Source organism: Marinomonas atlantica, assembly GCF_001639725.1.
GTDB lineage: Bacteria > Pseudomonadota > Gammaproteobacteria > Pseudomonadales > Marinomonadaceae > Marinomonas > Marinomonas atlantica.
On sequence record NZ_LTAW01000009.1, the window covers coordinates 72,566 to 87,732 of the forward strand.

A 15,167-nucleotide genomic window follows, 5' to 3' on the forward strand; every position below is an offset into this window, starting at 1 on the left:
TATGTTCAATCAAGAAAAGTACTCTATTAGCTCACTGACCTGCTCTGATTGAAAAATATCAGCTTTTGATGAGTCGCTGTAAATTTCCGGCGACTCATCATCCCCCTCGTTTATCGCATAGCTGATCGCGTACCGTGGGGAGTCTTCATTCTCTCGCAGTTGTGGATCTTGGTGTTCCACCCAAAGTAGATAGTAAGCATCCTCTTGTTGAAAGTAGAACGAAGCACAAACATCGTTTGGTGATGTATTGCTCGTTAGTTCTACGGATAAATCGTCAGAATTGAATCCAAGTTTTAACCTTTCCATATGTTGTTCCTGCAAAATAGACTGTATATAAAAACAGTATAATTCAATCGCTTTTAAAAACCAGGCTTCACTTTAAAAAACCTTCACTTCTGTCACCATTGTGGTTTAACGCAGCAAAAAATTCACATCGTGTTTTCTTCGATAAAACTTCTGCTAGGGTTAATTCACCCAAAACATAAAGGAGTGATGACTATGAAACTTCCATTATTAGCGATGGTTGCAGCGCTTTTCTTAGGTGGCTGCTCAAATACTTGGGAAGGTGTGAAGGACGACTCATCTGAAATTTATAATGAGTCGAAAGAAACGGTTCATGAGGCGACTGAGTAAGTCACTCGACACGACCAGTTGAAGCAAATCCGCTTTTATTCCCTTTAAAAGCGGGTTTGTTGTTTCTGAACTAGAGTGAATCATTAGGTTACATAGTTATGTCGTGTTTCTACTAAGTTGCAGTAAATGCGTTAATTCTCATGTTTTGTACTGTTGCCTGTTGCGACGATTGTTCGAAGCAACCAAGCTGTAAAAAATCAAAGAATACGAAGAGGTAAGAAAACAATGAAAATTTTGATGGTTTTAACGTCTCATAACCAACTTGGCGATACTGGTGAAAAGACTGGTTTTTGGCTAGAAGAGTTTGCATCACCTTACTACACCTTCCTTGATGCTGGGGCAGACGTTACATTGGCATCTCCTGCTGGTGGGCTTCCGCCACTTGACCCAAAAAGTGACTCTGATGACGCCCAGACAGAGGCAACAAAACGTTATAAAGATGATTCTGAGGCACAAAAAGCTTTAGGCAGTACAGTGATGCTTGAGACAGTTAACGCTGAAGATTACGATGCTGTATTTTACCCAGGTGGTCATGGCCCACTATGGGATCTTGCCCACTCTCAAGACTCGATTAATTTGATCGAAGCATTTTACCGCGCGGGCAAGAACATTAGTTTTGTTTGCCACGCCCCGGGCGTACTTCGTCATGTGAGTGCTGAAAATGGCGAGCCATTAGTTAAGGGTCGTAAGGTCACAGGGTTTACTAACTCAGAGGAAGAAGGTGTCGGCCTGACCGACATCGTGCCATTCCTTTTAGAGGATGAGCTCAAGCAACTCGGCGCCAATTATCAAAAGAGCTCCGATTGGGAAACGTTTATTGTCGAAGATGGCCAACTGATCACTGGCCAAAACCCTGCTAGCTCCAAAGCCGTAGCAGAAGCACTGATCAAACGTTTAAGCTAACCAACGAATAAACACTGACTAGCAGATAAGATGTGTTAACTTTGGTAGTGTCAAAAGTTGATAATAGAGAGGTATGTCATGAAATATCCCCTAATAGCCATTATGTTGACACTTTTCCTAAGTGGCTGCTCAAGTACTTGGGAAGGCGTAAAGAATGACTCCTCTGACATTTGGAACGACACTAAAGAAACAATCCATGATGCTACAGAGTAGTTATTCTAATATCTAAGCTTGCATGATCACGCGCATAACGACGTTATGCGCGTACTTAGGTAAAACCATTATCGAAACCCAGATCTCCTAAAACTCATTCGACGATTTTATCTCGCCCTGTATTCTTAGCTTGATACAGTTTGCCATCCACACCGTGGATCAGTTCATCTAGCGTTATGCCATGAGCATCATTCAGATACGTGACACCATAGCTTAACGTAAGGACGACCTCTGGATGAGCAGGTTGATCTATGAGGGTTTGTCGAACTTGATGGAGGCGTGCAATCACGTCCTGTTGATTCATACCGACGGTGATCATCATAAACTCTTCGCCACCATAGCGGGCAACGATATCATGCCCTCTAAAGTGCTGTTTTAAGACGTGCGCAACGTTTACCAAAACTTGGTCACCCACTGTGTGACCGAGTGTATCGTTTACTAATTTAAAGTGGTCAATGTCACACAGCACGATACAAAATGGCTGTTGGTTCTGCTTGGCGTAAAACAAAGCTTGTTCTGACACTAGGTTAAAGCCGCGACGATTATACAATGCAGTCAGTTCATCGGTGGTGCTTTGCTCATGCAAAATATCGTTTTCATCTTTTAAATGAGACGTTCGTTGCGCCACTTTCTGCTCGAGATTTTGCATAATATCGGACAACTTAAACGCCATATTTTGTAACCCTTTCGCGAGCGTTTGAACCTCTCGGACTGGGCTCAAAGGTTGCGGAATGGTGCGAATACGTTCAAGAGAATTAGAGTTCACTGCATCGTTCAATTGTAAAATTGGTTGGCCAATGAAGCGTGCAATCAAAGAACCAGCCAATGCGATGCTGACAAAGATGACAAGTACGATAAAAATCACAGCTTGCGAGTATTCATGCAGAATATTTTTGTAGTAAGACTCAGGGATTAACACGCCTACGTACCATGTCTCACCGTAAGGTAACTCAATCGGTCGTACGTTATAAAGGAAACGTTCGCCATCCACTTCAAGGTGATGTGAGCCTTCCGTTAATTGCTGCCCTGCGCTTTGAAAGATATTGTTAGAATGTGAACTCAGAGACGTTCGTTCAGCCGTACCATTCGTTTTACTGTAGAGCTGTTCATTGTTTGATGTGGCAATTAAGTTGCCATTTTGCTCAGTTAAGAACACATAAGAGTTATCAACCAGCTCGATCGACTGCAAGTATTTATCCAGTGATACCAATGCCACGCTGGTCGCAGTGACCCCTAATAATGTCCCTTTTGCATCATAGACTGGTGTGGATAAGCCCACACCTAGAGATTTATATCCATAGTAAGGATTAATCCTACTCCATGTCATGCCCTGCTGTTTAAGCGCATCTTGATAGAACGGTCGTTTTCTTGGGTCGTAGTTCGGGTACTCAGGCTCACTGGTAATATGCCCGCCCAAATAGTGAACAGGGTCGTACTCATAAGCCCTTAGAGTGCGAGGCTCGCTCATATAGTTGTTGGCTAGATGATGGTCATCCAGATTACCAAAGGGGTCGCGAGTCGAGTTCACATAACGGCCATCAGATGTTGCCAATGAAATAAACGTCATATAAGGATAAGGCACCGCTTGCTCATAGAGCCTTCCTCCAACAAAATCAAGGTCTTCGAGCAGCTCTGGGTGGTGAGAAAAAGCATTGCGGTTAATCTGAACAATAGTGTCCAGCGGCTCCATAAATTCGACAACACGGTCATAAACACGCATTTCAATTTCTTGCATGTAATGCGTACCGACATTATCGGAAACGTTGGAAATAGTGACCGTCGAAAACAGATACACTGTGACGCCGCCAAGCGTTGCTAATAGAGCAAAAGGGATCACGATTAGTCCCCATAATGAAATCTGCTTCATGCGACCCCAACCTTGTCTCATGTTTAAATACCAGGCAGTCCCTACCACTCAATACTAACTAAAGTATCGGCCAAACACCAAAGAACATAAGGCTTTTGCTAATATAACGTAAGGAGTGTAGAAGCAGATAATGGTGAGGCTGTTCCAAAACTGTATGAAAAAAGAGAGAAAGTGTCGCAATTTTTCTCCCTCTTAGAGGCATTTTAACGTGGGCGTCGCTAACGCTGACGTTCGTAAACGCTCAAGTTAACAGCCGTTGCAAGATTCAATGACTCGATCAGGCCAACACCGGGAATCGTAAACGCCTGAGCGTTTAAGCTTTCAAGATGTTCGCGCGGCACACCGCGGGCTTCGTTACCAAAGATATAGCAGTCACAGACTCTAAATTCTGGTGAACTCAACGGCGCACCTTGCATGTCCAAGCAGCCAATCGCGTTAAAACGTTGAGGCAAGGTCGTGATGTCCACATCCAATTCCATCGGCACATGGAACAATGCGCCCATGCTGGAGCGAATCACTTTGGGGTTGAACGGGTCGACACTGCCAGCACTCAACAACAAGCGAAAACCGCCAAACCACGCCAGCGTGCGTAAAATCGTACCTAAGTTACCGGGGTCTTGAATTTCATGCAGATAAATGGCGGTTAACTGATCGTTACTTGCAGGCGATATCGCCTCCATCGGCACCACGGCCAAGATCCCTTGCGGGCTCTTGGTATCCGACATGCTCGCCATTTGTTTGGTAGTGACTTCAACCTTATCAAATTGCGTCGACCAATCGGCATACTCCGATGTGACATAAAGCGTTGCTGCCGCTAGCTTAGGATTACGCTGTGACGCACTTTCTAGCTCCAACACCAGATGCTCACCTTCCACTAGGCAATGACCTAGCTCTTGACGGTATTTTTTCTGCTGCAGTTTCTTGATCTGGTCAATTTTCATTGATTAAGCACCCTGTTGTTGCAACATGTCCAGCGCAACGGCTTCCGCCACTTTGATGCCATCGATACCGGCCGATAAGATGCCACCTGCGTAACCCGCACCTTCCCCTGCAGGGTACAAGCCTTGCGTGTTTAGGCTTTGTAAATTCTTGTTGTCACGGGTAATACGAATCGGCGATGACGTACGTGTTTCAATACCCGTTAAGATTGCATCGTCACGATCAAAACCGCGAATTTTCTTAGCAAAGGCAGGCAATGCTTCACGAACCGCTTCGATAATAAAATCAGGCAGTGCATCGGCTAGGTCGCATAATTGCACACCAGGTTTGTAAGACGGTTCTACTTCGCCAAGCTCAGTTGAGGCCTTACCTTTGATAAAGTCGCCAACCAGCTGCGCTGGGGCTTTGTAGTCTGAGCCACCCAGCTTATACGCCACTTCTTCTAACCGCTCTTGCAGTTCGATACCCGCCAAGATGCCCTCAGGGTAATCTTGCTCAGGGTTAATGCCTACCACAATACCAGAGTTGGCATTGCGCTCGTTACGTGAATACTGACTCATACCATTGGTCACCACGCGACCTTCTTCAGACGTTGCCGCCACGACTGTGCCACCTGGGCACATACAAAAACTGTAGACGGCACGGCCGTTTTTAGCATGGTGGATCAATTTATAGTCCGCCGCGCCAAGCTCTGGATGTCCGGCGTATTTACCCAAGCGAGCTTTGTCGATCAATGACTGTGGATGCTCAATACGAAAACCCACCGCAAAAGGCTTCGGTTCAATAAAGACCTCTTTTTCATGCAGCATACGGAACGTGTCACGAGCACTGTGGCCCAACGCTAACACGATGTGTTGGCTATGTATTTCACTGCCATCCGACAAGGCCACACCGGTAACTTTTTGCTGGTCTAACAACAAATCCGTTACTTTGGCTTCGAAGCGAATTTCGCCGCCCAGTTCAATGATTTCTTCACGCATTTTGGCGACAACGCCGGTTAAACGGAACGTACCAATGTGTGGCTTGTTAACGAACATAATCTCTTCCGGCGCACCGGCACGGACGAATTCACTCATCACTTTACGACCGTAAAACTTAGGGTCTTTCACTTGGCTGTACAGTTTGCCGTCGGAAAACAAACCCGCACCGCCTTCGCCATATTGCACGTTGGACTCGGTATCGAGCTTATGATTACGCCACAAAGCCCACGTATCTTTGGTACGTTGGCGTACGTTGCGCCCGCGTTCTAAGACAATCGGTTTAAACCCCATTTGCGCAAGCGTTAGCGCAGCAAACAAACCGCAAGGGCCAAAGCCAACAACAACCGGGCGTTCGGTTAAGCTGGCTGGTGCGGTTGCAACAGGGTGGTATTCGATATCCGGTGCGGCCTTCACATGCACATCGTCTTCAAAACGCGCCAAAACCGCTTCATCATTGCTGGTGTTTAGGTGGATGATGTACACAAAGGTAATCTCTGTGTTTTTCTTACGCGCGTCGTAGCTGCGTTTGAAAACAAAGAAGTCCAGCAAGGTTTCGTCGACCAACTGTAGGCGTTCGATGATCGCCTCACGTACAGCAGATTCAGGATGGTCAAGCGGTAAGGAAAGTTCAGATAAACGAATCATGGAGAGGTCCCGGCCGGTGTCTCCGGCAAAAGGTAGTGCAGTAAAGATTATATGAGGCCGTTATTATACGCTGGACGAACGCACAAGTCAGTCGATCCAAGCACACAGCAGCAAAAACAATTAACCAAATCACCATGCTAAAGCCATTCAAAAACTGCTATCGTCGGCCTAACAAGATCGGTTTCACGCACCACACTATTCATTCTGATTATTGAGCAACGTCGATGACGAAACACGTAAACTTAAACCTCTTAAGATCGTTGAAAGTTCTCCTCGAAGAATGCCACGTCAGTCACGCCGCCGCGCGCCTTAACTTGACGCAATCCGCTGTCAGCCGCCACCTTAGCCAGCTTAGAGAACTGTTTGCAGATCCCTTGTTAATTCGTGATAGCAATCTGTTGGTGCCGACGCCGAAAGCACTGCAATTACAACAGCAGCTCGCCACGTGGTTTGTGGCATTAGACAACATGATGACGGAGGAAGTGTTTGAGCCGAGCCTGTGGCACGGCGAGTTTGTGTTGTCCTCGAGTGATTACGTGGCGCAATATATCTTGCCCGAGCTGGTCAACGTCTTCGCGGAACAATCGCCCCACCTGACGCTCAACTACCAACTTTGGCATCCACACTTAATCGACCAACTGAATTCGTCCGGCATTCATCTCGCGTCCAGCATGTCATTGGCTCGCCCAGAGGGCGTCTCTTCGTTGCCCATTGGCGAAGACCGTTGCGTTTGTTTGATGAGCCAGCACCATCCTCTGGCAAAGCAAACCACTCTTTGCGTGGACGACTTACTGGCCTATGCGCACATCAAAATTCACGCCGGTGGCGATAAAGACAGTTTTGTTGAGCAAGAGCTTAGCAAACTGGGGCTCGCGCGACGTATTACCTTGAATGTGCCGTTTTTCTCAGCCGCTGCCCAAGCGCTGTGTAAGCAGCCGCTTTTACTGGTGACACCCGAGCACATCGCTCGACATTTGGCGGTCGAGCATGAGCTGACTTACAAATCGCTGCCCATCCCAACGCCGTTGGATAAATATTGGCTGGTATGGCACGAGAAGTACGATAAAGACCCATCACATATATGGGTACGTAATCTCGTGAGGCAGGTTATGACGGATGTCAAAGCCTCAGTTGGGTATGATTTAAAATCATAGCTCCATTGAGAATTCATGATTTCATTAAATGATGTCGCCTTGCTAAGGTGCAGAACACTTTAAGGGAGAACATCATGACTCTAACGATTTGGCTATCACTGTTTACCGTTTGTTTGCTCGGCGCCATGTCACCAGGGCCAAGCCTTGTTACTGTGACCAAACACAGTTTAGCCGGAGGTAAACCGAACGGCTTCGCCGCTGCGTGGGCCCACGCATTTGGCATTGGTGTGTATGCGTTGATTTCCATGCTCGGTTTGGCGGTGATTTTTCATCAATTACCGTGGCTGTTTCTAATCATCAGCTATGCAGGTGCAGCCTATCTGGCCTATCTCGGTTTTAATGCGTTACGCTCCAAAGGTGGCATCGCGGCTAAATTGGGCGCGGGCCAAACCGTCAGCGTTTGGCAATCGGCCAAAGAAGGGTTACTGATTTCCCTGTTGAGCCCGAAAATTGCGCTGTTCTTCGCTGCACTGTTTAGTCCTTTTGTGGCCGCCGTGAATGCGGTCGAAGGTCAGATGCTGATGGTCGCAACGCCATTTTTAGTAGACGGTTTGTGGTACACCTTTATCACGTTGATGCTGTCCAACTCACACATCTTGGACAAGCTGCGCCGCCATGCGGTGACCATTGATCGCTTGTCGGGTTTGGTGTTGATCGCTCTCGCCGTAAAAATCCTGTTCTCAGCCAGTTCAATGGCGGTCTAAGCCGACGGTTCTTTGCTGATGGTCACGAGGCAGGTACAATAGCGTTTTCTTCTCTATCTGGTACCCATCACCATGGCTCGATCAAAAAGCAGTAACCGTTGGCTCGATGAACACGTCAACGATCCCTATGTAAAAAAGGCTCAAATGGACGGCTATCGCTCCCGTGCCAGTTACAAACTGCTGACGCTGAACGAGAAAGATCGACTGATCAAACCAGGCAACCTGGTGCTTGATTTAGGGTCTGCACCTGGCGGTTGGTCGCAGGTTGCCTCTAAGCTGGTGGGCGATAAAGGCAAAGTCATCGCTTCTGATATTTTACCGATGGATAGCATTGCGGGCGTGGAGTTCATTCAAGGGGATTTCACCGAACAGGACGTTTTCGATCAAATCATGACCGCCGTCGACGGTGCGCCCGTGGACGTGGTGATTTCAGATATGGCCCCCAATATGAGCGGCGTCTCAACTGTTGACCAAGCGTCGTCCATGTATTTGGTCGAGTTAGCTTTGGACATGGCGATGCAAACGCTGAAACCGAAAGGTTTTTTTGCCGTTAAGGTGTTCCAAGGGGAAGGCTACGAAGAGTTCGTCAAACAAATGCGCCCCAACTTCGACAGCGTTGTGGTACGTAAACCTGAGTCTTCACGTGCTCGTTCCCGTGAAGTGTACCTAGTCGGCCGCGGCTTTAAAGGCTAATTCGATGCAATTAAAAACCTCCATTCGTCTCAATAAATACATCAGTGAAAGTGGTCTGTGTTCACGTCGTGAAGCCGACCGTTTCATTGAGCAAGGCAGCGTGTTCATCAATGGCAAACGCGCTGGCATTGGCGACCAAGTTACTCCAGGTGACTTGGTAAAGGTCAATGGCCAAACCATTGAGCCAATGGAAGCTGAAGATCTGATCTTTATCGCCGTCAACAAGCCCGTCGGCATTGTTAGCACCACCGAATCCAGCGAGCCAAACAACATCGTCAGTTTTGTCAAACACGGCGCGCGTATTTTCCCGATTGGTCGCTTAGACAAAGACTCTCAAGGTCTGATCTTTATGACCAACAATGGCGACTTGGTAAATAAGATTCTACGGGCGTCGAACAACCATGAAAAAGAGTATCTGGTAACGGTCAACAAACCGATCAGCGACGCCTTTATCGATGGCATGAGTAACGGTGTGCCGATCTTGGGGCAGATGACCAAGAAGTGTAAGGTGAAGAAAGAATCGACCTTCGTTTTCAATATCACTTTAGTGCAAGGCTTGAACCGCCAAATTCGCCGTATGGCGGAGCATTTTGGCTACGAAGTCGTGCAGCTTGAGCGTATTCGCATCATGAACGTATCACTGAAAGGTGTTGCTCTTGGCGATTGGCGCGACCTCACGCAAAAAGAAATCAATGGTATTGCAGAACTCACCAAAGATTCAGACGGCAATGCCGCGCCGAAAGCCAGTAATCCACGCAAGCCCAAGCCCAAAAACCATCAAGGTAACGCTGGCTCGGGGGCTCGTGGTGGACAAGGTCGCAACGAACAACGCTCAGGCAAACCGAATGCCAACGGAAAAAGTGGTTCTGGGCGCCCTGCTAATGGCAAACCTGCTGCAGGCGGTAAAGGTAAACCCGCGCCAGCCGGTCGCGGCAGCGCAGGGACTTCAGGCAACAGTAAAGGCCGCCCAGCCAATGGTAAAGGCGGTAAACCGACACCCGCCGGTCGCAGCAAACCAATGCCATCCGGTGCTGGCAAAGGCAAAGGTGGTGCTCCAGCAGGCAACGGAAAGCCACGCAACCGATCACGATAACTCAACAGTTTAAGCTAAGCTGCTAACGGCAAATAGATATCCATTAGCAGCTTATGCTATGTCACTGGCTATGCGCTGATCAAAACCCACTATAGGAAGTAACGCCAATGCTCCATCCATCAAAATCACACCATTGGCTTTTGCTGGCGTTTATTTTTGTCATGGCGCTGAGCCTAAGAGGCCCCGTTGTCGGCATTGCTCCGCTGATTGCTAATATTGAAGCTGATTTGTCGCTCAGCAGCTCAATGTCAGGGCTCTTAACAACGTTACCTATTCTAGCCTTTGCTTTATGCGCACCATTGGCAACTTTTTTAGGTCGTCGCTACGGGCTTGAACTAGCACTGTTACTGGGGTCTGTCAGCATTGCCATGGGAATGGTATTACGCAGTGTCGGCACTCTACCTAACCTGTATTTTGGTATGGCATTGGTTGGCGTTGGTATTGCGGTTGGTAATGTACTGTTGCCCATTCTATTAAAACGCGACTTTCCCAACCAAATTTTACAACTGACGTCTGTCTATGTGTTGATGATGAGTGTTGGCGGCGCTTTTATGACTGGCTTTGCTGTCCCTATTGCCCAATGGTCGCCTACACTGCTCCCGCAAATGGCAGGCTGGTCAGTGGCCTTATTAGGTCAGCTCATGTTTATTCTACCCGCTATTCTACTGTGGTTTTTTATACCTAAACATGACAGTGCTGCCGTGCCCAATAGCACGGCAACAACACCTATGTGGCGCTCTCCATTAGCTTGGTTAGTCACTGCATTCCTGGCTCTAAACTCAGTGATGAACTACATCGTCAATGCTTGGATACCAACCATTCTAGCGGCCAAGGGTTACGACGCTGCTATGGCCGGCTTGTATCACAGTTACATACAAATCGCAGGCATGGCTCCAGCTTTCGTGCTGCCCATGCTCAAGCGCTATTTTGGTCGTCCACGCCAGCTAACAGGCATGGCTGTCGTTGCCATGTTGCTCAGCTTGATCGGCTACACCTTTGCACCTGCTTTTTCAGCAATTTGGTCCTTTATGTTTGGTTTTGGTGGCACACTCGGCTTTGTGATTGGCCTGTCTCTGATCAGCTTAAAGACTCACTCTGTACGTGAGGCGGCGGCTTTATCCGGTATGGCTCAGCTCGCAGGCTATCTCATGGCGGCCTGTGGACCAGTTTCTATTGGAGCCTTATTCGACTGGACACAAAGTTGGCAGTACCCCCTTTATGTTCTCATTGCCATGGTTATAGTTTGGGCTGTGATTGGCTGGTTCGTCAGCGCTAAGGAGACTTAGCCTTAGCGCTCTAAGTTTATGTCGGATTTTTTGCATTGGGAACGGTAATCGTAAAACGCACTCCATGCTTGTGATTGGCGATCTCTATGTGGCCATTGAGCAGTTGAGTAACCCACTGATGCACCATAAATAACCCCAAACCAGTATGTTGTTCGCCTCGACCTGACGTGACAAAAGGCTCCCAAATCGTCGCTAACATATCGTCACGTATCCCTTTCCCGTTATCCGATACTTCAATCACAAAGTCTTCTTCTTGTTTCGCAGCAATCGTAATGGTACCGGGTTGCCCTTTATCAAAAGCATGTTCCAACGCATTGAGTAAAAGATTTTGGATCACTTGAGACATCACACCTTGAGACGATGTTACGATTAAACTCGGCTCCACTTTCAACTTAGTATCGATAGATGGGTACTTTTTAAGTACTGAGGAAAGCGGAGATAACGTGTCTTCCAGCATATTTAAAACATTAAATGACTCTGGCTCTGGGTTCATTTGATTTGTCGTAATACGCTTAAATTGCGCCACGGTATCCGTTGCACGGGTAAGGTTCTGCATCGCCAAATCAATCATATCGTTGCAAACGTCTATATCCGCTGCCTTCGTGTCATGAGCTGCGCGCTTAATCACATTTTGCAGTGACGATAAGCTCAAGCGAATGCCGCCCAAAGGGGTATTTAATTCATGCCCCACACCTGCAACCATGAGCCCCAACGAATTAAGCTTGCCTTGTTCCACAAGCTCATTTTGCAGCATCACTAAGTTATTATTACTTTCTTTCAGTTGCTCATGCGCTATTTCAAGCTGCTTTTTCTCCGCTTCTATTTGCTGAAGATGCTGACGACGCTGTACTTCTAAACGCCACAGCAGCACCCCAACCGTTGTTAAAAAGCTATATCCTATAACGCCCGCAAAGACGATAAAAAACAACATTTGATTCTTTTTATTTTGCCAAACGTCTTGCTTAACAATCGATAAAAAGTAGTGGTTTGGCTGCCCCGATAATTCTTCATTAAAGTAGCTCGGTAATGAAGTGAAAGGACGACTATCAGAAAGCCTAGAGACTCCAAGCGATTGGCTTTTTTCTACCTCTGCCCACGTCTCAGGGAAGGTATTGGTAAACGAAGATAATATATCGCCATAGAGGTGCGTCCACTCTAACTCAGGATGCTCAGACAGTAACCATTGCCCTTTAGCATTGATCATTTCTAACGAATTACTGTTGCTTTGTATTGCCCGCAGACGAGCGAACAGATAGTTTAAGTTATAGTTGACGACAAGAAGTCCTAGCTCTTTGCCCGCTGTATTATGCAATTTATAGCTGGCACGAATCGTGATTTCATAAGGCTCAACAATCGCACCCTGCTCGATATTCAAATCAATCGGTGTCAGCAAAACATCATCATTATCAAATGCCATCCCTTGAATAAAATAATAGCGATTAGATTTATCTTGCAGTTCAGAACTGGCAACAATGTCAGCATCATCATTGAATGTATTAACACGCACGAGTTCACGACCTGTAGGACCAATCCAGCGAAGCTGAGATATGTACGTCGACAATGCATGCGCACGAGTAAAATACTGCGCTACTTGTTGTCGCCATAGTTGCTCAGACTCGAATTGTTCAGGGGTAATATAGCCTTCAAGTACTTTTCCAACATAGGACACGATCTGCTGAATATGCCCCAGTTCTCGGGACATCAAAACAGAACCACGGTTTACCAATTCTGTTTGTTCAATATGTAGCTGCTCACTGTACTGTGTTTGCCATAGCCGAAAAGTCCCTACTCCTAATACCACTATGATCACCAGAGGTAGGACAAAAATCGAAATCTGTTTTAAATTCATTTAGATGGGCTTAATGGAAGTTTCTTTTGGGCCCAGATCAGTGCATCTTCTAAAAGCATTGGCCGTCCGATAAAGTAACCTTGACCAGAATCACAGCCCATTTCGCGCAACATATCGAGCTGCTGCTGGGTTTCAATGCCTTCTGCGATCACTGACATGTTGAGCGTTTTGCCGAGTTCAATAATCATTTGAACAATTTTGCGATCTTGTTCTGTTTTATCCATACGATCGACAAACTGACGGTCGATTTTCAGCTCGTCGGCATTAAGCATGGAAAGATAGGATAATGACGAATAGCCAGCCCCAAAGTCATCGATGCTGATTTTAATGCCGACGTCACGTAGCTTTTCTAAATAATCGGAGGCGATTCTCAATACTTCAATTAGCTGAGTTTCAGTAACTTCAATAGTTATATTTTGGGCATCGACACCTTGCTCGCATAAGCAATGCTGAAAGCGTTTTACAAAGTCCGTTCGGGTGACCTCAGAGCCTGCAACATTGACCGATAAAGGAACATTGATATTGGCCTGCTGTAGCTGTTTAACTGCTTTACAAGCACGAATGGTGACATATTCATCCAGTTTATCAATTAAGCCGGATGTTTCCGCCAACGGAATAAAACGGTCTGGCGCAATCATGCTTCCATCATCGTCCTGCCACCGAACTAATACTTCATAGCCAATCAGAGAATGGTCGACTAACGAAATTTTTGGCTGAAGATGAATGAAAAATTTATTGTTCTGTAACGCTATGCGCATTTTTTTCATCAACTCATAACGCTCTTGCAGATCACTAAGCTCTGAGCCATCGAAAACACTAAAGACCTTCTGTTGATGCTTCACCTGCTCCAAAAACGCTTTGGCTATGCCCAATATCTGACTCGGCCCTTGCTCATCAATGTCAGCTAGTTTGATTAATGCCCCCGTTAAATCAATAGTATGCGTCGTGCCTTTTATTTCTAGCTGTGGATGCAAAACATGTTCAAGCTCTTCACGTGAATAATCTTGTTGGTTGTCATACACCATCAAAATTAGGGTGTCGCGTTCATACAGCACCACATCAATCGCTTTGACAAAACACGCTTTTAGATGGGCTGCTAAATGACGCATGAGCGAACGCCCAAATTTCACACCAAATAGCACTTCGCTATAGGTTAACTCTTCTACATGAAGCATAAATAATTTAGTGTTTAGACGTTCTTGCGAAGATAAGTTCTTGATTTGACGAATTAGCCAATTTTTGTTGTGTAGCCCTGTAATCGTGTCGTAATAAGCCAATTCAGACAACCGATTATGCAGCGCGACATTACTGAAACCTGCATTGATATTTTCCCCAAAGATTTGCAGTAAATCGACTTCGTATTCCGTTAACGCATGCTCGCATTTAACCGCAACAATATAATCTCTTTGATCCACATCTTTGCTGGAGAAATACAGTGCCGACAGCGGTGTGTCTAAAACATGACCTTGATTAGACATACATTGACCGACTAATTGAGTGATCGCTGGCTCAGAGTCTATACTACCAAGATATTGGTTGGCCCAACTTTTATAGCTGCCAGCCGCAGCAAACACTAAAGCACGTTCAGGCATCTGATCGTTTTCGTGGGCGATACAGACAATACCGCCTGCATCAAGATTAAATACCCGGGCCAGCTCTTCAAGAATCGACTGAGTGTAGGCCTTTAAGTCAAGTTTGCTGCTGATGCGCTGACTGGATTCAATCAACAATTGCAGTCCTTGACGGGCTTGCTGCATAGACGTCATGTGTTCCCATGTACGAATGTTGCCCAGTACAACGGACTGCAGATGCTCGTGCGTCAGATCGCTTTTATTCCAGTAATCATCAATATCATAGCTGATCATTAAATCACCCGGCGGCATCATGCCAGGCTGACCTGTCAGCAACACAATTCTGATCAGCTGATTACCTAATCCATCTCGAATCGATTTTACCAAACGTAAACCGGCATCGTCGGTTTCCATGACCACATCTAGCAGCACCAAACAGACATCAGGATGCTGAGCAATAACTGTCGAAGCTTCTTGTGCACTGTTTGCGGTCAGAAGCTCAATTTTACGATCACCATAATTCAGTGCTTTAAGCGTTAGAAGTAATGTACCTTGATAGGTAGTATCGTCTTCAACAGAAAGTATCTTACATAACTTAGCTTCTTTAGGCTGTGGCATATTCCTTTTTGCACTCATA

At 46.5% G+C, this 15,167-nt stretch carries 13 protein-coding genes; 7 read left to right on the top strand and 6 right to left on the bottom strand.

What is annotated here, in order from left to right:
- Positions 1-9 precede the first annotated feature (9 nt).
- Positions 10-306 carry a hypothetical protein gene (locus tag AYW75_RS15405; RefSeq protein ID WP_067101313.1) on the bottom strand — a complete coding sequence of 99 codons (297 nt, stop codon included), beginning with the start codon at positions 304-306 and terminating at the stop codon, positions 10-12.
- A 192-nt stretch (positions 307-498) separates the two neighbouring features.
- Between AYW75_RS15405 and AYW75_RS19145 the strand changes: the two genes are divergently transcribed.
- The gene (locus AYW75_RS19145; RefSeq protein ID WP_067034048.1) at positions 499-633 is read left to right on the top strand and encodes an entericidin EcnAB; all 135 of its coding nucleotides are present in this window, start codon (positions 499-501) and stop codon (positions 631-633) included.
- A gap of 225 nt (positions 634-858) precedes the next feature.
- Positions 859-1,536 carry a type 1 glutamine amidotransferase domain-containing protein gene (locus AYW75_RS15415; protein WP_067101316.1) on the top strand — a complete coding sequence of 226 codons (678 nt, stop codon included), beginning with the start codon at positions 859-861 and terminating at the stop codon, positions 1,534-1,536.
- A 307-nt stretch (positions 1,537-1,843) separates the two neighbouring features.
- Here the strand turns inward: AYW75_RS15415 and AYW75_RS15420 are convergent, their stop codons facing one another.
- The 3 genes from AYW75_RS15420 to AYW75_RS15430 form a co-directional block, all read right to left on the bottom strand.
- Complete coding sequence (locus tag AYW75_RS15420; RefSeq protein ID WP_231886226.1) at positions 1,844-3,637, bottom strand: sensor domain-containing diguanylate cyclase; 1,794 nt, start codon at positions 3,635-3,637, stop codon at positions 1,844-1,846.
- A gap of 197 nt (positions 3,638-3,834) precedes the next feature.
- On the bottom strand, positions 3,835-4,557 hold the full coding sequence (locus AYW75_RS15425; protein ID WP_067101322.1) for a TrmH family RNA methyltransferase: 723 nt from the start codon (positions 4,555-4,557) through the stop codon (positions 3,835-3,837).
- 3 nt (positions 4,558-4,560) lie between these two features.
- Positions 4,561-6,180 (bottom strand): NAD(P)/FAD-dependent oxidoreductase, encoded by a 1,620-nt coding sequence (locus tag AYW75_RS15430; protein WP_067101324.1) that lies wholly within the window; start codon positions 6,178-6,180, stop codon positions 4,561-4,563.
- A 224-nt stretch (positions 6,181-6,404) separates the two neighbouring features.
- On the opposite strand from AYW75_RS15430, the gene AYW75_RS15435 reads away from it, so the two are divergent.
- The 5 genes from AYW75_RS15435 (at position 6,405) to AYW75_RS15455 (ending at position 11,110) form a co-directional block, all read left to right on the top strand.
- Complete coding sequence (locus AYW75_RS15435) at positions 6,405-7,334, top strand: LysR family transcriptional regulator (protein WP_067101327.1); 930 nt, start codon at positions 6,405-6,407, stop codon at positions 7,332-7,334.
- Between the two features lie 74 nt (positions 7,335-7,408).
- Entirely contained in the window at positions 7,409-8,038 is a 630-nt protein-coding gene (locus AYW75_RS15440) for a LysE family translocator (RefSeq protein WP_067101330.1), read from the top strand.
- 72 nt (positions 8,039-8,110) lie between these two features.
- The gene (gene rlmE / locus AYW75_RS15445) at positions 8,111-8,731 is read left to right on the top strand and encodes a 23S rRNA (uridine(2552)-2'-O)-methyltransferase RlmE (protein WP_067034073.1); all 621 of its coding nucleotides are present in this window, start codon (positions 8,111-8,113) and stop codon (positions 8,729-8,731) included.
- A gap of 4 nt (positions 8,732-8,735) precedes the next feature.
- On the top strand, positions 8,736-9,824 hold the full coding sequence (gene rluF, locus AYW75_RS15450) for a 23S rRNA pseudouridine(2604) synthase RluF (RefSeq protein ID WP_067101333.1): 1,089 nt from the start codon (positions 8,736-8,738) through the stop codon (positions 9,822-9,824).
- Between the two features lie 107 nt (positions 9,825-9,931).
- Positions 9,932-11,110 (top strand): MFS transporter, encoded by a 1,179-nt coding sequence (locus tag AYW75_RS15455; RefSeq protein ID WP_067101337.1) that lies wholly within the window; start codon positions 9,932-9,934, stop codon positions 11,108-11,110.
- Positions 11,111-11,126: 16 nt separating this feature from the next.
- On the opposite strand, the gene AYW75_RS15460 is transcribed toward AYW75_RS15455, so the two are convergent.
- Together AYW75_RS15460 and AYW75_RS15465 are read right to left on the bottom strand one after the other, a co-directional pair.
- Complete coding sequence (locus AYW75_RS15460) at positions 11,127-12,959, bottom strand: sensor histidine kinase (RefSeq protein ID WP_067101340.1); 1,833 nt, start codon at positions 12,957-12,959, stop codon at positions 11,127-11,129.
- The gene (locus AYW75_RS15465; RefSeq protein WP_067101343.1) at positions 12,956-15,166 is read right to left on the bottom strand and encodes a GGDEF/EAL domain-containing response regulator; all 2,211 of its coding nucleotides are present in this window, start codon (positions 15,164-15,166) and stop codon (positions 12,956-12,958) included. Before AYW75_RS15465 ends, AYW75_RS15460 begins: the two co-directional genes overlap by 4 nt.
- Position 15,167 lies beyond the last annotated feature (1 nt).

What these genes read in the sequence shown, in the direction of transcription:
- AYW75_RS15405 (WP_067101313.1), bottom strand. Translation starts at nt 306, where the DNA reads ATGGAAAGGTTAAAACTTGGATTCAATTCTGACGATTTATCCGTAGAA.
- AYW75_RS19145 (WP_067034048.1), top strand. Translation starts at nt 499, where the DNA reads ATGAAACTTCCATTATTAGCGATGGTTGCAGCGCTTTTCTTAGGTGGC.
- AYW75_RS15415 (WP_067101316.1), top strand. Translation starts at nt 859, where the DNA reads ATGAAAATTTTGATGGTTTTAACGTCTCATAACCAACTTGGCGATACT.
- AYW75_RS15420 (WP_231886226.1), bottom strand. Translation starts at nt 3,637, where the DNA reads ATGAGACAAGGTTGGGGTCGCATGAAGCAGATTTCATTATGGGGACTA.
- AYW75_RS15425 (WP_067101322.1), bottom strand. Translation starts at nt 4,557, where the DNA reads ATGAAAATTGACCAGATCAAGAAACTGCAGCAGAAAAAATACCGTCAA.
- AYW75_RS15430 (WP_067101324.1), bottom strand. Translation starts at nt 6,180, where the DNA reads ATGATTCGTTTATCTGAACTTTCCTTACCGCTTGACCATCCTGAATCT.
- AYW75_RS15435 (WP_067101327.1), top strand. Translation starts at nt 6,405, where the DNA reads ATGACGAAACACGTAAACTTAAACCTCTTAAGATCGTTGAAAGTTCTC.
- AYW75_RS15440 (WP_067101330.1), top strand. Translation starts at nt 7,409, where the DNA reads ATGACTCTAACGATTTGGCTATCACTGTTTACCGTTTGTTTGCTCGGC.
- rlmE (WP_067034073.1), top strand. Translation starts at nt 8,111, where the DNA reads ATGGCTCGATCAAAAAGCAGTAACCGTTGGCTCGATGAACACGTCAAC.
- rluF (WP_067101333.1), top strand. Translation starts at nt 8,736, where the DNA reads ATGCAATTAAAAACCTCCATTCGTCTCAATAAATACATCAGTGAAAGT.
- AYW75_RS15455 (WP_067101337.1), top strand. Translation starts at nt 9,932, where the DNA reads ATGCTCCATCCATCAAAATCACACCATTGGCTTTTGCTGGCGTTTATT.
- AYW75_RS15460 (WP_067101340.1), bottom strand. Translation starts at nt 12,959, where the DNA reads ATGAATTTAAAACAGATTTCGATTTTTGTCCTACCTCTGGTGATCATA.
- AYW75_RS15465 (WP_067101343.1), bottom strand. Translation starts at nt 15,166, where the DNA reads ATGAGTGCAAAAAGGAATATGCCACAGCCTAAAGAAGCTAAGTTATGT.